This is a genomic window from Phycisphaerae bacterium (assembly GCA_017999985.1).
Taxonomy (GTDB): Bacteria; Planctomycetota; Phycisphaerae; order UBA1845; family Fen-1342; genus JAGNKU01.
Window position 1 is genome coordinate 111,401 of record JAGNKU010000014.1, and the last position, 19,711, is coordinate 131,111.

Genomic DNA, 19,711 nt, shown 5'->3' on the forward strand with positions numbered 1-19,711 from the left:
CACGCCGCTCCGCTTCCTGTGACCGGAGGAATTGTCCATGTGTGCGAGTAGGAGCGACTGGGGTACAGTTCGCCGCATGGCGGCGAGCGCGGCGGTGTTAGCGGGCCTGGCGGTGGCCGCGCCGGCCGCAATCCTGCGGGTGGATGCGTACAACGGCAATGATGCCAATAATGGCACGGCCTGGGACACGGACGCCCTCAAGACGATCGAGGCGGCGGTCACCAAGGCCGCGGCGGGCGACGAGATCTGGGTTAAAACCGGCACCTACGCTGCGACGACCCACGGGTCCCTGTATTACATCTTGGTGAACAAGGGCGTGGGGATCTACGGCGGGTTCGCCGGCACCGAAACGGACCGCAACCAGCGGAATCCCCGCACGTACACCACGACCGTGGATTGCTGGCTGAACAGTGGCAACGGGCACGCTTTCTACGTGAATCCCGCCGCAGGGGCCGCGGTGACGATCGACGGCTTCACGATCCACGGCGGCTGGGCGGGAGGCACAGGCTACCCGAACAACTCCGGCGGCGGAATCCTGATCAACGCCGGCAACGTGATCGTGGCCAACTGCACCTTCACGGAGTGCTATGCATTCTTTGGGGCCGCCATCGGCATCGGTGCCGGCACGTCGGTGGCGGTCGTCCACTGCAGCTTCCGCAACAACGACGCGTACGGCGGGTTCGGCGGCGGCATCGATTCGTCGGTGAGCAATACGACCGTGGCCAACTGCCTGTTCCGCGACAACAGCGCCTGGGAAGGCGGCGCGATTCGGCTTTACTTCGGAGGGACGATCGTCAACTGCACGGTGACCAGGAACACCGTCACCAATTCCCTGGACCCGACCGCCGGCGCCGTGAACTGCGAATGGGGCGCGCTGTCGGTCGTCAACAGCATCGTCTGGGGCAACACGCACAACGGCCAGCCGGGCGAGCTCAAGGCGGGCACGAATGGCACTATCGCTGTCAGCTACAGCGACGTGCGCGGCGGTCATGCCGGCACGGGCAACATCGACGCCGATCCGTACTTCTTCAAGACCGAGTATGACAGCGACTACCGCTTGCAGCCGTTTTCGGCCTGCACGGACGCGGGCAACAACGCTGCGTTGCCGGCGGACGTGGCCGACGTCGACCGCGATGGTGACTTCGCGGAGAGCCTGCCGATCGACTGGCTCGGCCGGGCCCGCGTGGCAGATGGCAATGGGGATAGCACGGCGACGGTGGACATGGGCGCATTCGAGTATGTACCCGGCTCGGAGACGCTGTCCACGGTTACGGTCGTGATCGATCCGAGCCCGTCGGGCTCGGTAACCGGCCCGGGGATAGCTTGTCCGAGCAGCTGTACGCAGCAGTACATCGTCGGCAGTCGTGCGACGCTGACGGCCACGTCGGACAGCAACGGAATCTTCGACACGTGGGATGGGTGGGACTCGAGCCCGACGTACACCGTCTGGGTCGGCCCTGACGATCAGACGGTCACGGCGTACTTCACAATGCCGCAACCGGGTGTAGTGATCGGCGTGACGCCGACGGCCCACGACTTCGGTGAAATCGAGCCGGGCCATGAGTCGGACAACGATTTCATCGTTCGCAACCTGGGGACGGAGCCGTTGGTATTGGGTGACATCCTGCCGCCCACCGCGCCGTTCACGCTGGAGTGGGACAATTGCTCCGGCGTGACGCTGACGACGGGGCAAGCCTGCACGGTCACGGCTGGTTTTCATCCCGGCGAGGACGACTACGGCCATCTCAGTAGCAACTTCGCCATTCCGTCCAACGATCCGGACAACAACCCGTTCGTCGTTCAACTCTCCGGCATCGTCTATCGTGATGCCGACGGTGACCAGACGTCGGATGAGGATGAACAAGGTCCGTACCACAACGATGAAGAGTACGACGGCAACGGCGACGGCGAGCCGGACTGGCAGCAAAGCAACGTCGTCTCGATGCCGCGCGCGGACGGCGCTGGCTATGCGACGATCGCTGTACCCGAGATGACCGGCCACTTCCGGTATTCGGACAGCCTGCCACTGACCTACTGGACCGATGATGACGAGTACCCCGACCCGCCGGCCGGCGTGTCCTTCCTGCAGGGTCTGTACAAGTTCCGCCTGGAGCTGGCGCCGGACACGACCACGGCGGTGGTGACGATGTACCTGCCGGCCAACACGTATCCGTCGCGCTACTACCAGTTCACGGATGCCGAGAAGGACAACTATCGCTGGTACGAGTTCAACTACATTAATCCAACTGGCGCACAGATCAGCGCGAATGTCGTCACGCTGCGCTACGTGGACGGCGAACGCGGGGATGACGACCGTGACGAGCCGGACGGGTACATCGTCGGCGTGGGCGGCCCCGGGTGGCGGGCGGGCGACGACGACGACGGCGACGGGATCATCTCGACCGTGGACAACTGCCCGTTCACGTTTAACCCGAATCAGGCGGACTCGGACGGCGATGGGGTTGGCAACACCTGTGACGGCTGCCCCAACAACCCGAACAAGACCACGCCAGGGATTTGCGGGTGTGGAGCCGCCGACACCGACATCGACGGCGACCAGGTCCCGGATTGCCAGGACGGTTGCGACAATGACCGGTTCAAGACCGACCCCGGGGTTTGCGGGTGCGGTGTGGCGGACGTCGACACGGACAGCGACGGAACGATGGACTGCGCGGACGGCTGCCCGGACAACCCCGACAAGACCGCACCGGGCGCCTGCGGGTGTGATGTCGCGGACACCGATACCGACGGCGACGGCGTCGCTGACTGCGTGGACAACTGCCCGGCAGTGGCCAACGCCGACCAGGCGGATGCGGACAGCGATGGTAACGGCGACGCCTGTGATCCACCCGCCGATGAGGACGGCGTACCCGATGCGATCGAGGACGGCGCTCCCAACGGCGGCGATGGCAACAACGACGGCGTGCCGGACAGTACGCAGCCCAACGTCACTTCGCTGCCGAATACCGAGGGCGCCTACGTTACGCTGGCCGTGCCCGAGGGGCTGGGTTTGGCGAACGTGGCGGCGACGGACAACCCCTCGCCAGGCGACATGCCGATGGGCGCGGAGTTCCCGGCGGGCTTCCTGACCTTCGAGGTAACGGGTCTGGAGCCGGGGGCGTCGGTCGCGGTACAGATCATCCTGCACACGCCGCCCGAGAGCGGGGTCAACAGCTACTGGAAGTATGGCGCGACGCCGGATCTGGCAGCGGCGCACTGGTATGAATTCATGTTCGACGGCACGACCGGCGCGGAAATCGCCGGTAACCTGATCACGCTGCATTTCCAGGACGGCGCGCGCGGCGATGCGGACGTCACCGCGGATGGCGTGGTGACCGATCCAGGCGCGCCGGCGTTGTACACCGGCGACGACAGCGGCCAGGACATCCCGGGGCTATGCGGGGCCGGGGCCTGCGGGGCGGGGGTCGTGGGCTACGTGCCCATGACCCTGGCGGGCATCGGCGTGCTGAAAATGCGTCGCAAACTGCGGCGCGGGTAACCGCAGAGTTCGTGGCGCCGGGCATCCGGCCAAGCCGCGGTCATTCATGCCGCAGCGCATCGATGGGATGGATGATCGCGGCTTTGAACGCCGGAATGATGCCGAAGAAGATCCCGACGCCGGCGCTGAAGCTCAGCGCGAGCCCGACGGACCAGAGTGGCACCTTGACCTGCACCATGCTGGGATGCAGCGACGCGACGTAGCTGATCGCGTAGCCGAGCCCGATGCCGATGGCGCCGCCGACCGTGCTCAGCACGACGGCCTCGGTCAGGAACTGCAGCAGGATATCGCGGCGGTGCGCGCCGACGCTCTTGCGCAGGCCGATCTCGCGCGTGCGTTCGGTGACCGAGACCAGCATGACGTTCATGATGCCGATGCCGCCGACGAGCAGGGAGATGCTGACGATGCCCGCCAGCACGCTGGTCGCGACGAGCCGCACCTTGTGAAATTCCTGCAGCACCTGGTCCTGCTTGAAGATCCCGAAGTCGTTCGCGTCGCCGGCCTTCAGACCGTGGCGCTGCCGCAGGATGCGCACGAGCTGACCTTCAGCCTCCGGGATGTCGCTTTCACCCATGGCCTCGACGTAGAACGCCAGGTACTTCCGTGCATAGGGATACATCTTCAGCGCGGTGGTCCAGGGAATGATCGCGGTCTGGTCCTGGTTCTCGCCCATGAAGCTGCCCTTCGACTCGAGCAGCCCGACGACCTGGAAACGCTGGCCGTCGATGTGCACATAATCGCCGACCACCGACTCGTCGCACTCCAGCTTCCGCAGCACCTCGCGGCCCAGCACGCACACGGGCGCGCCGGCCTCCACGTCCACCGCCCCGAAGAATCGGCCCGTGTCCACGTAAAAGTTGCGGATCGCCTGGAAGAAGTCGTTCGTCCCACGCAGCTCGACGCCCGTCAGTTGCTGGCGCCCGTACTCGATCGTCGCGTTGCTCCACACGACCGGCGACGTCCGGCGGATGGCGCCGGCGTTGGCTTCGACCGCCTGGATGTCCTCGATGGTCATCTCCGCGCGGCGGAGGAACTCACCGCGTGGCCCGCGCAGCCACTCCGGATACACCACCATCATGTTCGTGCCCAGCCCGCGCAGGAAGTTCGTGACGTAATCGCCAAACCCCACGACCATCGAGACCACGCTGATGATCGATGTGACCGCGATGATGATACCCAGCACCGTCAGCAGCGAGCGCGCCTTGTTCGCCCAGATCTGCACGAGCGCGGTGGCGACGTTGCCGGCGATCGCCCCGATGCGATCGGGGATGTAGAGCAGCACGCTGACCGCGACCTGCAGGGCTCTCATGCCGTCACCACCGCCGTCGGCGCCGGCCGCGCCGCCGGTTTCACCATATCTTCGATGATGCGCCCATCCTTCAGCCGCACGATCCGCCGGCAGTGCCGCGCGATGTCATCCTCGTGCGTGACGACGATGATGGTCTGCCCCTCGTCGTGCAGTCGGTCGAACACGCTCATGATCTCTTCGCCCGTGGCGCTGTCGAGATTGCCGGTGGGCTCGTCCGCCAGAATGAGCGCCGGCTGTTGTGCCAGGGCGCGAGCCAGCGCGACGCGCTGCTTCTGACCACCGGAAAGCTGGTTGGGGTGGTGATGCGCCCGGTCCAGCAGGTTCACGCGGGCGAGCGCCTCCAGGGCCCGCTGGCGCCGGTGGCGCGTGCGCGTGTACGTCAGCGGCAACTCCACGTTCTTGAGCGCCGTCGTCCGCCCCAGCAACTCGAACGACTGAAAGACGAAGCCGATCAACCGGCCGCGAATGTTCGCCAGCCGCGACTGTGACAGCTTCGAGACGTCCTGGCCGCGCAACCGATACGTGCCGCTGGTGAGCACATCCAGGCAGCCGAGGATGTTCATCAGCGTGCTCTTGCCGCTGCCGGAGTGGCCCATGATGGCGACATACTCGTTCTCGTGAATGGTGAGCGTGACGCCGCGCAGCGCCTGCACCAGCACCGTTCCGACCCGGTAGGTCTTGTGCAGGTCGATCAGCTCGATCACCGGCGGGCCGTTGTGTTCAGCGCCGGTCATGCTCACTCCTTGCTGCGCGCATGGGCGCCGGCGCTGGTCTCGGTCGCCGTGTCGACTTCGGTATTGTCATCCCCGTCCTCGGCCGGCTGGCTCGTTGCCACTGCCGTGGCCGTCACGGCCGGCTTCTCCTGGATCTTCAGCGGCGAGCCGTCCTTGAGCTGATCGAGGCTACGGTAGGGTCCGGTCACGATCTTGTCGGTCAGCGCCAGGCCCTTGGTGATCTCCACGCTGGTGGCGTCATTCACGCCTGTCTCGACGAGCACCGGGCGCGCCTTGCCATCCACCGCGCAGAAGATGAGCTTGATGTACTCCGCCAGGTTCTGGCGTGCCTCCGGCGCCGGCGTCTGCGCATCGAGCTCCTTGATGAGCGACTCGGGCAGGTCGCGCCGCTTCCGGTACACCACCGCCTGGATCGGCACGGTCAGGGCGTCCGCGCGCCGGGCGACCTCGAGCTCCACGTTGGCGGTCATGCCCGGCTTCACGCGCGGGTCCGACCCGGTGATCAGCACGAGCGTCTCGAAGGTGACCACGTCGCGGCCGGCCGGCTTCGTGCCCTTGGTACCCACGCGCAGCACGCTGCCGGCCACGCTCCGCCGGGTGTCGGATTGCAGGTAAATCCGCGCGGTCTGGTCCGGCGCAACCAGCGGCGCATCGGCCTCGTCCACGCGGCAGCGCACCTGCATCTTCGACAGGTCGCTGATGACCATGATGCGCGTGCCGGGGTTGTTCATCGTGCCGGTGATCACCACCTCGCCCTGTTTGGCGAAGCGCTGGGCAATGACGCCGTCAATCGGGGCCGTGATGACCGTCTTGGCCAGGTCCTCGCGCGCCGACTGCAGCCCGGCCTCCGCCTCGATCAGCTCCTGCTTGCGCATCTCGACCGCCGCCTGGGCACTGATCAGTGCCGTGCGGTAATTGGCGACTTCCATTGGCGATGTCGCCTGCGTCTCGCGCAGCCGCTGCTGCTGCTCCCAGTCACGCTCGGCGCGCTCCAGGTCGGCCTCGGACTGCTTAATGAGCGCGTGCAGCTTTCCCACGTTCGCCTCGCACGACAGCACGCGCGCCCGGTACGCCGCATCGTCCAGCCGGCACAGCAGGTCACCGGCATGCACCGCGTCGCCCTCCTCGACCGGCATCTCCAGGATTTTGCCCATGACCTCGGAGCTGATATCCACCTCGGAGAACGCTTCGACCTCACCCGGCGCCTGTACCGTCCGGATGATGTCGCGCTGCTCCGGGAGGGCCGCATCGACCTGTACCTCCAGCTCGCGCGCCACGTGCAGCAGGCTCTTGCCATCCTGCGTGCGCGTGTAGTCGTTGAGCATGTAGATCCCGCCCACGACCGCACCCAGCACCACGATGCCGATGATTGTTTTCATCTGCCTCTCCGATTCACGCGGCTGGCGTTCCCCCAGGCGGCCCCGCCGGCACCAGCGCGGCCGCGAGCCCGGCCCGCGCGCCGGCCGCAACCAGCCACGCCAATCCACACATCAGCCAGGCGCGCCACCCCGGCAACTGGGCGGTGGCGTGGAGCCCGACGAGCGCCACCAGCCAGTACCAGATCACGAAGGGGTCCAGCGCCCGCAACGCCCCGGTCGCGGCTCCCAGGGCCGCCGGGCTGGCGCGCAGAAAATCCGGCCACAGTTGCACCAGGGGGGCAAGCGACGTGTCCACCGCCAGCGTCCGGTAATGCAGCATGAGCACGAGCTGGAGCACCAGCCGCGCCACGTCGATGAAGCCAGCGTACACCACGATGGTCAGGAGTGTATGCCACTCGGGCTTGCGGCCGGTCAGCGCCACCACGCCGTACAGCGTTGCGGCGATCAGCAAGGTCGCGCTGAGCGCCTTCGCCGGCTCGGCGACGACTACCCGCATCCTGGTCAGCAGCTTCTGGAATTCGCCCTGCTTGATCTCCTGCTCGTACAGCTCGCGCAGGGTCGAACGCTCGACGACGTCGCGCTGCATGGCATCGATCCGGGCGATGGAGTCGCGCACCTGCTGGTCGATCTCGCGGTCGATCAGGCCTGTCTCAACTGTCGCGTAGCCGATCAGCGTGACGACCGTCAGGAGAATCAGCAGGGGCCAGCGCCACGCGGGGACATCCTCGACCCGCGCAAACAGCCGCCGCGGCGCCACCCACACGAGCGGAATGTCGCGGATGCTGACAGTGCGACGCGCTACGGTCTCGATGATCTCGGCCAAACCGGTGTCCTCGTCCGGGCCGGGCCCCACGTCGTGCCGTTGCGACGTTGCCGCTGTCTCACCCTGGCACGGGGCCATTATAGATCGTCAGCGGCGCCACACGGGGGTATTCGACGGTGACTCCGCCGTATTACGCCTCCGCCGACAATTTCCGACAGCCGACGGGCCGGGGAGTTGCCCCGGCCCGCATGCCGGCGTGGAGGACACCGGCTCGGTCCCCGGCCTGCGCGTCGTTTGAGTGCGACGCAATCGCTCGGTAAGATGCCGCGCGCGGACGCGCTGCGTCGGTCCGTGGGCGCAGGCCGGCCACTTCCGGCGCAGCGGCCCATTGAGGTATACGGCGAACGGCCCCGCGACCCGCACCGCCGGACGCGGTTTTCGAGGACGTGGCATGTCCGACAGCCGGCCGACCGGCGAGAAGCAGCAGGCCGCGGCGGATGAACTGGTGCCGCTGGTGTACCACGAGCTGCGGGCGCTGGCGCACCGCTACTTCCGTAACCAACGCGCCGACTTGACCTTACGTCCGACGGACGTGGTCGACGAGGCGTGTCTGCACCTCATCGAACACACGCGCGGGCAGTACCAGAGCCCCGAACACTTCCGGGCCGTCGCCACCCGGAAGATCTGGCAGGTGCTCATCGATCATCTGCGCAAACGCCGGGCGCGCAAGCGCGGCGGCCCGCAGCGTGCCGGAGGCGCGGCGGGGCGCGAGCCGGCGGCGGCCTGGCAGCGCGTCGCACTGGATACGCTGGCGGTCGCATGGCATGATCGCAGCATCGACCTGCTCGATCTGGCCGGCGCGCTGGAGGAGCTGGGGGCGGCGTATCCGCGTCCGCGCGAGGTGGTCATGCTGCACTGGTTTGGGGGCCTGACGTACGCGGATGTCGCCGGCCAGCTTGGCGTCAGCGCGAGCACCGTCGAGAAGGACTTCCGGTTTGCACTCGCGTGGCTGAACCGTCGCCTGGCGGGAGCGCGGGAACATGCCGGCTGAGTTTCACCTCCTGGTGCAGCAGGTCCTCGAGGCGGCGGTGCGTCTCGCGCCCGCCGACCGCGGCCTTTTCATCGAGCGCGCCTGCGCCGGCAACCAGCGCCTGCGCGACGAAGTCTGCTCGCTGCTGCCGCATTACGAGCAGGTGCGCGACTTCGAGCCGCGCCGGCCGGAGGGTGCGACGTGGCGCATGCCCGGTACGACGACCTTCTCACGCGCCGGCGACGAAGCGGCGGCCGACGCCGAGCAGGAGCCGGAGCCGCCCTTCATGGTGGGGCGCTACACGGTCCTGAGCATCATCGGGCGCGGCGGCATGGGCGTGGTCTATCGCGCGCTCGACGCAACGCGCCCGGGGTTCTTCGCGGCCGTCAAGCTTCTGGCGGCCGGGCTGGCCACGCCGCAGGATCGCTCGCGTTTTCGCATGGAGGAGGAGATCCTGCATCGTCTGTGCCATCCCGGGATCGCGCGCTTCCTCGATTGCGGCGAGTGGCACACCCGGCAGCGCGTGCGGCCGTACTTCGTCATGGAATACATCGAGGGCCAATCGCTGCTGAAGTACGCCGCCGCCCGCGGCCTGGACGTGCGCCAGCGGCTGGGGTTGCTGGTACAGGTGTGCGCGGCCGTCGAGTTCGCGCACCGGCGCGGCATCGTGCATCGTGACCTGAAGCCCGACAACATCCTTGTTGAGCCGTCCGGCCAGCCCAAGGTGCTGGACTTCGGGCTCGCCCAGTTCGTCGCTGCACAGCCGACCGCACGCGGCGCCGAGGTTCCGCAGTTTGCGGGCACCCCGCGCTACGCCAGCCCGGAGCAGTTGACCGGGCGTGTCGCTGAGCTTACGCCGCGTTCCGACGTGTACACGTTGGGGCTGGTCGCGCACGAATTGCTGACGGGGACGCTGCCGGCTCCGACCACGGGCGATGCGCCCGTGAACCTCGCGGCCGTTCGAGCTGAGCCGGGCATCGATGCCACGGAATCCAGCTTCATGGCGCGCCTGGCCGAGGTCCTGCGCGTCGCTCTGCGCCGGGATGCCGAGGCACGCTACGCGACCGCGGGTAGTTTCGGCGCGCAGTTGGAGCAACTGCTCGCCGAAGGCACGCCGGTGTCGCCGTGGGCGGCATTCAAGAGCCGCCTGGCACGGTTGTTCGCGCGGCCGGCCCCGCCGGAGGACGCCGCGAGCCGGCCTCTGGCGGCGGTCCTGCGCAAACGGGTAGCACTGGCCATGAAATCAGCGGAGGAGCCGGCGTCCACTCCGGAGCGTGCAGACGACGACCCGCCACCCGGCCCCTCGGCTGCGCAGGATAAGGGTGATGAGCGGACGTAACGCTTCGACGGCTGACGCTTGCCTCGTTCCATCCCTGGAAGCGCGGGGAGCACTGTCAGGCACGCGTCCCGCACGAAAGGCGAGCCCAGCCGCATGATCAACCTGGATGCGTATGCGGGTCCCGCGGCCGGCCTGGCAACCTCCGTCCTGTGGTCGTTCACGACGTTGTTCTTCACGGCGGCGAGCCGACGTCTGGGCGCGACCAAGGTCAACGCGCTGCGTATTCTCCTGGCGATGTGCTGGTTGACGCTGCTGCATCGGCTGCTCAGCGGCGTTTGGGTGCCCGCGGCCAGTCACCACCAGCTCGTGCTGCTGGCCCTGTCGGGGCTGGTCGGCTTGAGCCTGGGTGACTGGGCGCTGTTTACGGCGTACGTCAGCATTGGCCCACGCCTCACGGCGCTGCTCTCCACCACGGCCCCGATCTTCGCCGCCCTGTTCGCCTGGCTCACGCTGGGTGAGACGTTGAGCGGTCTGTCGTGGCTGGGCATGGTCGTGACCATTGCCGGCGTGGCTTGGGTGGTGTTCGAACGGCCGGCACGCGGCGCATACGTCATGCCGGCGCGCTGGGGCAGCGGCGTAATCCTGGCGGTGCTGGCGGCCGCGTGCCAGGCGGGGGGGTACCTGTTGAGCAAGGCCGGCATGGGGCACGGCTGGCTGCCAGAGGCGGCACGCATGGCCCCGCTGGACGCGACACTCATCCGCATGGTCTTCGCCGCGGTCTTCGTTCTGCCGATGCTGTTGTGGCTGGCTGCGCGGCGGAGAACCGGCCCGCCGCCGGGGATGATCCAGACCGACCGCGCGGCGCGCCGGGCCGGCTATCTGTTCATGGTGGGCGGATCGATCGTCGGACCGACCCTGGGAATCTGGATGTCCCTGATCGCCGCGGACAAGGCGCCGCTCGCGGTGGCGCAGACGCTGTGCTCGCTGTCGCCGGTCTTCATCCTGCCGCTCGTGATGTGGATTCACAGGGAGCGTGTGAGCGTGCGGGCGGCGCTCGGGGCCCTCATTGCGGTGGGCGGGGTGGTGCTGTTGTCTTTGGCCGCGGCACATGGCGGCCGCCCCTGACCGTCAACCAGCCGCGCGTCCGCACCAGAAAGACAGCACCAGCAACGCGAATACCACGGTCGTGATGACCACGTACGTCCGTTCGCGCAGGTAGGCAAACCCGACGGTGGATGCGGCCACGCGCGCCACGGGCGTGGCAACCAATAGCAGCAAGCCGACGACCACGACCGCCTGACCGCGCAGTTGGCGCAGCCCATGCACAACTTGCGTAAGCGTGCGCGGAAACGCGGCCCCCGGTTTCGTGAGCCGCGCCAGCTCAGATGGCGACGTCAGATAGTCGGGGTGGTGTACGAAGCTCAGCAGCGTGCCAGCGACAATGATCGCCAAGCTCGTCACGACACCGACGCGCAGGATCTTGCTGATCATGAGCTCGACGCGGCGGAGTCGCTTGGCGTAGTCGGCCGCGGTGCGATCCTCGTTCATGCCCACGTAACACCTCTCCACAACATCTCCAGTGCCACGCAAAGCAGAACCGCGATGAAGAGCCAGCGCACGGCGCGACGCTGCAGGCGACCGAGCAGCCGGGCGCCGGCCGTAGCGCCGAGCAGCACGCCCGCCGCCACCGGTGCCGTGACGAACGGATCGATATCGCCGCGGGCGAAGTACACGCCCGCACTGGCCGCGGCGGTCACGCCGATCATGAAGTTGCTCGTGCCAGTCGAGACCTTGATCGGCAGGCGCATGGCGAGGTCGAGGGCCGGCACCTTGAGCACGCCGGAGCCGATGCCGAGCAGGCCGCTGACGGCGCCGGCGACGTACATGAGCAGCAACCCGAGCCTCGTGCGCGTGACCTGATACGTGACGGTCGTGTCCTGGGCGGCGTCGAAGTACGAGCCGTGCAGCCGCAGGCGGTCGGCGAGCGGATCGGGCGGAATCGCGCCGGGCGTGCGGGCGTGATGATGGCGGATCATTTCAAGCGCCGAGTAGCCCATCAGCACGCCGAAGATGATGAACAGCCAGCGCCCGCCGATGATGCCGGCGAGGAACGCGCCGCTCAGGGCGCCGCTGGTGGTGGCGATCTCCAGGAGCAACGCCACCCGCAGATTCGTCATGCGCTCGCGCACATATGCCGCCGCGGCGCCGCTGGACGTGGCGATGACGGAGACGATGGACGCGCCGATCGCGTAGCGGATGTCGATCCCCAGGAGCAGCGTGAGCGCGGGCACGACGATAATGCCACCGCCCAGGCCGAGCAGCGCGCCCAGAACTCCCGCGACAATGGCGATCCCGAAAGCGGCCAGCGTGAGTTCGAGGGGCGTCACATCATGATCTATAGTCCGCCGCGCGGGCTGTGACAACACCCGGCGTCAGGGTCGCCCGATGCGGCGGCTGGGCCCCATTGGTGGGACGCCGAAAATGGTGCCCTCCGCCGTGAGCCGCTGCTGCGGATGGCGGCGCATTTCCTCGATGGTGGGGGGAATGCCGGTGGTCGTTACTTGCCGCTCGTAGAACTCGCAGACGGTGTTGACGGCGACCTGCGGATCGTCGGTCACGGTGAAGAGATGCAGGTCCTCGGGCGAAATTGTGGCGTGTCTCTCCAGCAGCGTCGCGCGCATCCAGTCGATCATTGGGTCCCAGAACTCGCTGCCCACCAGCACGATCGCCATCGGCGGCGCCTTGCCGGTTTGCACGAGCGTCATGGTCTCGAAGAACTCATCCAGCGAGCCGAACCCGCCCGGCAGGCAGATCGTCCCGACGGCGTACTTCAGAAACATGACCTTGCGCACGAAGAAATAGTGGAAATCCAACGCGATGTTCTGGTACGGGTTCGGCTCCTGCTCCAGCGGCAGGGCGATGTTCAGCCCGACGCTCTTGCCGCCGGCCTCGGTCGCCCCCTTGTTCGCGGCTTCCATGATGCCGGGGCCGCCGCCGGTGATGACGGCATAATTACGTTCGGCGAGCAGGCGGGCACATTCGACGGCGAGGTTGTAGTAGCGGTGGCCGGGCGGCGTGCGGGCGGAGCCGAAGATCGAGACCGCCGGCCCAACGTGGGCCATGACTTCAATGCCTTCGACGAATTCCGCCATGATGCGGAAGATCCGCCAGGTTTCCTCGGCGGCGGTTTGGGGGGAGAACTCGCGATCAGCCATGTGATAACCTCGCTGCACGCCGCCGGGGGAGCGGGGTGCGTCCACTGATTCTACGGCCGGGGCCGAGGCGGGACGAGCCCGGCGGATGCGACCAGACAGCAGAGGACGCCGACGGTGCCGTAAGCGAGCCGAGTGTCCACCGGGGGCCTGAGGGCGGATACGTCTGCCATGGTCGGTGTGCCAAGCGTCAGAGCCCCGAGCGTCAGCGGGTGGGTTCCAGCGAATCGCATCCGACCGGGAACCCGCCCACTGGCGCTCGGGGCTTCGTCTTCGCGGCTCCGTGCCTTCGTGCCTTCTGCTTACACGTAGCTGTTCAGCGTCTTCATGTAATTTGCACGCTCGAAGGCCGCGGGGTCGGGGCAGGACTTCTGGCTCATGCTCCCCTTCATCTGGGCGACGGACTCGTACTCCTTCTCTTCCATCCACGCGCTCATGTCCTTGAGCATCGTGGCCAGCTCACGCGTGCCCTTGCGGAGCAGCACAGAGCAGAGCTGCACGACATCCGCACCGGCCATCAGCATCTTGAGCGCGTCGCGGCCCGTGCTGATGCCGGTCGTCGCCGCCAGGCTCGCCTTCACGTGCCCGTGCAGAATCGCGATCCAGCGCAGCGGCAAACGCATCTCGTGCGGCGTGCTGAGCACGAGGTCGGGCCGGACTTCCAGGTTGTCCAGGTCGATATCCGGCTGGTAGAAGCGGTTGAACAGCACGAGGCCGTTCGCGCCGGCTTCGTCGAGGCGCTTGGCCATCGCCGCCGTCGCGCTGAAATATGGGCTGAGCTTCATCGCGATCGGGATTTTGACGTGGCTCTTGACCGCCTTGAGGATCTGCACGTAGCGGTTCTCGACATCCGGAGCGTGCAGCGTGGGGTCGGTGGCGATGTAGTAGACGTTCAGCTCGATGCCGTCGGCTCCGGCCTGCTCCAACTTCTGGGCGTAGTCCACCCAGCCGCCGACGGTCACGCCGTTCAAGCTGGCAATGACGGGGATCTCGACGGCCAGCTTGGCCTTACGGATGTGCTCGAGGTACTCGTCCGGACCGAGGCGGTAATCCTCGGTGTCGGGGAAGTAGGTCAACGACTCGGCGAAGCTCTCCGTGCCCTGGGTCGTCAGGTGGTCGAGCTCCGCGGCCTCGTGGCTGATCTGCTCCTCGAAGAGCGAATGCAGCACGACGGCAGACGCGCCGGCGTCTTCCAGCTCGCGGATCGAATCGACGCGCGAGGTCAGCGGGCCGGCCGCAGGCACCAGGGGGTTCTTGAGCTTGAGACCCATGTACGTGGTCGCGAGGTTCATCGTACGGTTTCCTTTCTATAGCCGGCTGGCAGCCGGGGTCGATCCGTTCAACTGGCCCGCGGTCCGCTACTCGCCGCCGCCGGCCGGCTCGCCGTGGCCGTTGCCGCCCACCGTATGCATGGCTGCCATCTGCTCGTAAAGGCTCCACCGCCGGGCGACGTCGTGCCGCGCCAGCTCGAGCAGCCGCTTCGCCTCTTCCGGCTTGCTCTTGGTAAGCATCTTGAATCGCGTCTGCTGGTAGGCGAAGTCCTCGTAGGGCAGGGTGGGCTTCTTCGAGTCGAGCTGCAGCGGGTTCTTGCCCTGCGCGGCAAGCTCGGGGTTGAAGCGGAACAGGGGGAAGTGCCCGCTCTCGACGGCCCGCTTCTGCGTGTCCAGGCCGGTCCGCATGTTGATGCCGTGCGCGATGCAGTGGCTGTACGCGATGATCAGCGACGGCCCGTCGTACGCCTCGGCCTCGATAAACGCCTTCACCGTCTGCGCGTCGTTCGCGCCCAGCGCCACCGTGGCCACGTAGATGTGCCCGTACGTCATGGCGATCATCGCCATGTCCTTCTTGCCCATCGGCTTGCCGCCGGCGGCGAACTTCGCGACCGCCCCGCGCGGCGTGGATTTCGAGCACTGGCCGCCCGTGTTCGAGTACACCTCGGTGTCGAGCACCAGCACGTTGACGTTGCGGCCGCAGGCGAGCACGTGATCGAGGCCGCCGTAGCCGATGTCGTAGGCCCAGCCGTCGCCGCCGACGATCCAGACGCTCTTGCGGACGAGCATGTCGGCCATTTCGAGCAGGTACTTCGCCTCGGGTGACTTGCTGCCGGCCAGCTTGGATTTCAAGGCGGCGACGCGCTTGCGCTGTGCGTCGATCTCGGCCTCGCCCTTCTGCGACGCGTTGAGCAGGCCGTCTGCCAGGTCGGCGCCGATTTCGCCGCGCAGCCGCGTGACCAGCTCGCGGGCGTATTCGGCGTGCTTGTCGATGGTCAGCCGATAGCCGAAGCCAAACTCGGCGTTGTCCTCGAACAGCGAGTTGCACCACGCCGGACCGCGGCCGTCCTTGTTGATCACCCAGGGTGCCGTGGGCAGGTTGCCACCGTAGATCGACGAGCAGCCGGTGGCGTTGGACATGATGGCGCGGTCGCCGAAGAGCTGGGTGAGCAGCTTGATGTAGGGTGTTTCGCCGCAGCCAGCGCACGCGCCGGAGTACTCGAACAGCGGCTGGAGGAACTGCGAGCCCTTGACGCTGTTGATGCGCACCTTGCTGCGATCGACCTCGGGCAGGCCGAGGAAGAACTCGTAGTTCGCGCGCTCGCTCTCACGCAGCGGCGGCTGGAAGGCCATGTTGATGGCCTTCAGCCGGGCTTCCTGCTTGTTCTTGGCGGGGCAGACCTCGACGCAGGCGCCGCAGCCGGTGCAGTCCTCGGGGGCGACCTGCACGGTCATCACGTAGTTTTCGAACTCCTTGCCGATGTACTTCTTCGACTTGAAGGTCGGGGGGGCGTTCTTGAGCAGCGCAGGATCGTAGGCCTTCAGGCGGATGGCCGCGTGCGGGCAGGCGATCGCGCACTTGCCGCACTGGGTGCAGACGTCCGGGTCCCAGACGGGGATTTCCATCGCGATGTTGCGCTTCTCCCAGCGCGTGGTGTAGGTCGGGAAGGTGCCGTCCACCGGCAGCTTGCTGGTGGGCAGCTCGTCACCTTGGAACACGATCATGGGACCGAGCACGTCCTTGACGAACTCGGGCGCCTCTTCGGGCACGGCCGGCCGCATCGGGACGTTGCTGGTCGGCTTGGCCGGGACCGGAATCTCGTACATGTTGGCGAGCGTCTGGTCCACGGCGGCCCAGTTCTTCTTGACGACTTCCTCGCCCTTCTTGCCGTATTCCTTCTTGATGGACTTCTTGATGGCCTCGATGGCCTCTTCTCGCGGCAAGACGCCGGAGATGGCGAAGAAGCAGGTCTGCATGATGGTGTTCACGCGGCCCCCCATGCCGGTTTCCTTGGCCACGTGGTAGGCGTCAATCGCGAAGACCTTGAGCTTCTTGTCGATGATGTCCTGCTGGACCTTGCGCGGGATCCGATCCCAGGTCTCGTTTTGCGGGAAGGGGCTGTTGAGCAGGAAGACGGCGCCAGGGACGGCGGTCTTCAGCATGTCGTACTTCTCGAGGAAGGCCCAGTTGTGGCAGGCGACAAAGTTGGTCGCGGTGATCAGGTAGGATGAACGGATCGGCTTGGGGCCGAAGCGCAGGTGCGAGACCGTCATCGAGCCGGCTTTCTTCGAGTCGTAGACGAAGTAGCCCTGGGCGTAGTTGTCGGTGTCCTCGCCGATGATCTTGATCGAGTTCTTGTTGGCGCCGACGGTGCCGTCCGAGCCGAGGCCGTAGAACATCGCGCGGACGACGCTCTTGTCCTCGGTCACGAAGTCCGGATCGAAGGGCAGGCTCGTGTGCGTGACGTCTTCCTGGATACCGATCGTGAACTGGTTTTTCGGCTGCGCGGCGGCGAGGTTGTCGTAGACGGCCTTCACCATCGGTGGTGAGAACTCCTTGCTGGACAGGCCGTAGCGGCCGCCGACGATGTGCTTGAGCGCGGCCGGCCGCTTGCCGCAGGCGCAGGCTTCGCCGAAGCCGGTCATCACGTCCTTGTAAAGCGGCTCGCCTTCGGCGCCGGGCTCCTTCGTGCGGTCCAGGACGGCGATGGCTTTCACGGTCTGGGGCAGGACGTCGAAGAGGGCGGCGGGCACGAACGGGCGATACAAGCGGACCTTGACGAGGCCGACCTTCTCGCCGCGGGCGGTCAGGTAATCCACCGTCTCGTGCGCGGCCTCGGCACCGGACCCCATGATGACGATGACGCGTTCGGCATCCGGAGCGCCGACATAGTCGAACAGGTGATACTGCCGGCCGACAACCTTGGCAAAGCGGTCCATGACGCGCTGCACGACCTCGGGGCAGCGGGCATAGAACGGGTTGACGGTCTCGCGGGCCTGGAAGAAGACGTCGGGGTTCTGGGCGGAGCCGCGGAGCTTGGGTCGGTCGGGCGTGAGCGCGCGGGCGCGGTGCGCCGCGACGGCGTTCTCGTCGAGCATGGCGCGCATGTCGTCCGCGGTGAGCTCCTCGATCTTTGCGACTTCGTGCGAGCTGCGGAAGCCGTCGAAGAAGTGCATGAACGGCACGCGGCTTTCGAGCGTCACGGCGTGCGTGATGAGGGCCATGTCCATGATTTCCTGGACGGAGCCGGAAGCAAGCATGCCGAAGCCGGTGGACCGGCAGGCCATCACGTCGCTGTGGTCGCCGAAGATGCTCAAGGCGTGCGTCGCGACGGTGCGGGCGGTGATGTGGAAGACGGTCGGGAGCAACTCGCCGGCCATCTTGAACATGGTCGGGATCATGAGGAGCAGCCCCTGGGACGCGGTGAACGTGCACGTCAGGGCGCCCGTGGACGCCGCCCCGTGCACGGCAGCGCACGCGCCGCCCTCGCTCTGCATCTCCGCGACGTGGGGGATGGTGCCCCAGATGTTGGTTTGACCCAGGGCGGACCACTCATCGGCCCACTCACCCATCGGGGACGAGGGCGTGATCGGGTAGATGGCGATGACCTCGCTCACTTTGTGGGCGACATGGGCCGCGGCCTGGTTGCCATCGATCGTGACCATGCGACGTTTGCTCATGAGCCTGTTTCTCCCAGTTGTGCGCCCGGCCGCGATGGACCGCGGTGTGGCGCCCCGCCGGCCGCAGCCGGCCGCGTCATGCTTTGAACCGAGCCCTTGGCAGGCATACCCTGGAGTACCGCCCCGTCGCCAGGTTGGCCTTTCCCGCGCGGGCCGCTAGGCCGCCGCCGGGCCGGTGCGGCCGGCCGACGGCTCTCAGTTCTGCCAAACCAATCTGTGTAACGATTCTCGGTGCGGGATGCAAGCCGCGTGCCCTCGCCGGATGCCCGAAAACGACCGCGTGAGCGTGTGAAGGGCGGCTGGCGGTGCTGACTATGGGGAAATCCGCGCAGCCGCCGCGATGGGTGGGGCAATCTTGCACGGTGTTTGGTTAATCAATCATCAGGTATGCAACCATACTGGGGCCGCTGCCCGGCGGCGGAGCCGGCGCATGCGGTGCGCGCGGACATACCCCAGCAGCCAGCCCGCCGCACGGTCGATTCCCAGGCGTCGGCGCGTGTCTGTGCAGATGATTTCGCCGCCTGGGTTCGCAAGCCCGAGCGTGCGCACGGCTGCGTCAAGGTCGAAGTCGACATGCGACAACAGGTCGTACTTGGTCAACAGAATCAGGCGTGCGTCGCGGAAGGCGTCCGCGTACTTCGTAGTGACCAGATGTCCCCCGGCGATGCTGACGACCGCGGCGCGCACGTGTTCGCCCAGATCCGTACGCAGGTGGCAGACCGCGCCGCCAACGTCTTCGATGATAAGGAGGTCGAGCTTGGGCAGGGGCAGCTCGGCCATGCCGTGTTGCACCTGGTGGGCCGCCAGGCGGCACGCGCCATCGGTCAGAACCTGCACGACGGGAATGCCCAGAGCGGCGATCCGGCGGGCGTCACCGGCGCCGGTGGCGTCGCCCATGATCACGGCGATGTTAAGCGCGGGGCGTAGCCGCGGCAGAATGGCTTCGAGGAGCGCGGTCTTGCCTGCGCCGGTTGCACCGCCGACGCTCACGCAGATGACGCCGTGACTGTCCAGCGTCCGCCGGTTTTCGCCGGCAGCGCGAGGGTTGGGCGGCGACTGATGCACCACGGGGATGGTCATGGCGTGCTCCGCATCGTTTGAAATGCCGATCAGTTCCCGGGTCTCGGGCGGCGACAACCAGCAATGCGGCGTGCACCTGCACCCGCGTCGCGGCTCGCGAACGCGCGAACCGCGGAGTCGTTTTCGACCGCCCCTCCTGATCCGTGCCGCGCAGCGGGATCTGCTGCCGGGGCAGGATACGACGTTCGGGGCCGCGCGTCCAGCAAAAACTGTGCGGGCGCCGGCCGGGGCACGAGGCGCAAAAAGAGCCCGGCACGCCGCACGGGGGTGCGACGTGCCGGGAGGTGCAACTGCTTCCGTTACGCGGTCGGCAGGCCGCCGGCGATACCGGCCGGCCCGACGCGATGCCGCGAGACTAGTTCACGCACGTGGACACGATTCTCCAGCGGTTCCAGCCGTTCGCGCACGGATAGTACTCCGTCGCCAGGTTGCCAAGCTGGTCCACGATCGTGATCCGACCGTAGATCGTCGTGC

At 67.1% G+C, this 19,711-nt stretch carries 14 protein-coding genes; 4 read left to right on the plus strand and 10 right to left on the minus strand.

All coding sequences use genetic code 11. From position 1 onward, the window contains the following. Window positions 1–37 precede the first annotated feature (37 nt). The gene (locus tag KA383_16765) at window positions 38–3,499 is read left to right on the plus strand and encodes a thrombospondin type 3 repeat-containing protein (protein MBP7747770.1); all 3,462 of its coding nucleotides are present in this window, start codon (window positions 38–40) and stop codon (window positions 3,497–3,499) included. 40 nt (window positions 3,500–3,539) lie between these two features. Here KA383_16765 and KA383_16770 read toward each other — a convergent pair whose 3' ends face one another. Genes KA383_16770 through KA383_16785 form a run of 4 tightly spaced genes read right to left on the minus strand, consistent with a single transcriptional unit; the run spans window position 3,540 to window position 7,822 of the window. Next, entirely contained in the window at window positions 3,540–4,748 is a 1,209-nt protein-coding gene (locus KA383_16770) for an ABC transporter permease (GenBank protein MBP7747771.1), read from the minus strand. Between the two features lie 56 nt (window positions 4,749–4,804). Next, window positions 4,805–5,512 (minus strand): ABC transporter ATP-binding protein, encoded by a 708-nt coding sequence (locus KA383_16775; GenBank protein ID MBP7747772.1) that lies wholly within the window; start codon window positions 5,510–5,512, stop codon window positions 4,805–4,807. A gap of 32 nt (window positions 5,513–5,544) precedes the next feature. Continuing rightward, on the minus strand, window positions 5,545–6,921 hold the full coding sequence (locus KA383_16780; GenBank protein MBP7747773.1) for an efflux RND transporter periplasmic adaptor subunit: 1,377 nt from the start codon (window positions 6,919–6,921) through the stop codon (window positions 5,545–5,547). Window positions 6,922–6,934: 13 nt separating this feature from the next. Further along, window positions 6,935–7,822, minus strand: a complete 888-nt coding sequence (locus tag KA383_16785; protein MBP7747774.1) for a YIP1 family protein — start codon at window positions 7,820–7,822, stop codon at window positions 6,935–6,937. A gap of 313 nt (window positions 7,823–8,135) precedes the next feature. Here KA383_16785 and KA383_16790 point away from each other — a divergent pair, with 313 nt between their 5' ends. From KA383_16790 to KA383_16800, 3 genes are all read left to right on the plus strand, one after another. Next, window positions 8,136–8,735, plus strand: a complete 600-nt coding sequence (locus tag KA383_16790) for a sigma-70 family RNA polymerase sigma factor (GenBank protein ID MBP7747775.1) — start codon at window positions 8,136–8,138, stop codon at window positions 8,733–8,735. Next, window positions 8,725–10,053: a protein kinase gene (locus KA383_16795; GenBank protein MBP7747776.1), complete on the plus strand. Its 1,329-nt coding sequence runs from the start codon at window positions 8,725–8,727 to the stop codon at window positions 10,051–10,053. Before KA383_16790 ends, KA383_16795 begins: the two co-directional genes overlap by 11 nt. A gap of 93 nt (window positions 10,054–10,146) precedes the next feature. Next, the gene (locus tag KA383_16800; protein ID MBP7747777.1) at window positions 10,147–11,118 is read left to right on the plus strand and encodes a DMT family transporter; all 972 of its coding nucleotides are present in this window, start codon (window positions 10,147–10,149) and stop codon (window positions 11,116–11,118) included. 3 nt (window positions 11,119–11,121) lie between these two features. Here KA383_16800 and KA383_16805 read toward each other — a convergent pair whose 3' ends face one another. The 6 genes from KA383_16805 to hypB all read right to left on the minus strand — a co-directional run bounded on the left by KA383_16805 (window position 11,122) and on the right by hypB (window position 19,294). After that, window positions 11,122–11,541: a DUF1634 domain-containing protein gene (locus tag KA383_16805; GenBank protein ID MBP7747778.1), complete on the minus strand. Its 420-nt coding sequence runs from the start codon at window positions 11,539–11,541 to the stop codon at window positions 11,122–11,124. Further along, complete coding sequence (locus tag KA383_16810; protein ID MBP7747779.1) at window positions 11,538–12,380, minus strand: sulfite exporter TauE/SafE family protein; 843 nt, start codon at window positions 12,378–12,380, stop codon at window positions 11,538–11,540. The genes KA383_16805 and KA383_16810 overlap by 4 nt, the downstream gene beginning before the upstream one ends. A 45-nt stretch (window positions 12,381–12,425) precedes the next feature. Further along, a complete protein-coding gene (locus tag KA383_16815; GenBank protein MBP7747780.1) occupies window positions 12,426–13,208 on the minus strand; it encodes a TIGR00730 family Rossman fold protein in 783 nt (260 codons plus the stop codon). Between the two features lie 299 nt (window positions 13,209–13,507). Further along, a complete protein-coding gene (locus KA383_16820) occupies window positions 13,508–14,497 on the minus strand; it encodes a dihydroorotate dehydrogenase-like protein (protein ID MBP7747781.1) in 990 nt (329 codons plus the stop codon). A 66-nt stretch (window positions 14,498–14,563) separates the two neighbouring features. Next, window positions 14,564–18,157, minus strand: coding sequence for a pyruvate:ferredoxin (flavodoxin) oxidoreductase (nifJ, locus tag KA383_16825; protein ID MBP7747782.1), 3,594 nt, complete (start codon window positions 18,155–18,157; stop codon window positions 14,564–14,566). Between the two features lie 381 nt (window positions 18,158–18,538). Beyond that, window positions 18,539–19,294, minus strand: coding sequence for a hydrogenase nickel incorporation protein HypB (gene hypB / locus KA383_16830; GenBank protein ID MBP7747783.1), 756 nt, complete (start codon window positions 19,292–19,294; stop codon window positions 18,539–18,541). Window positions 19,295–19,711: the final 417 nt, after the last annotated feature.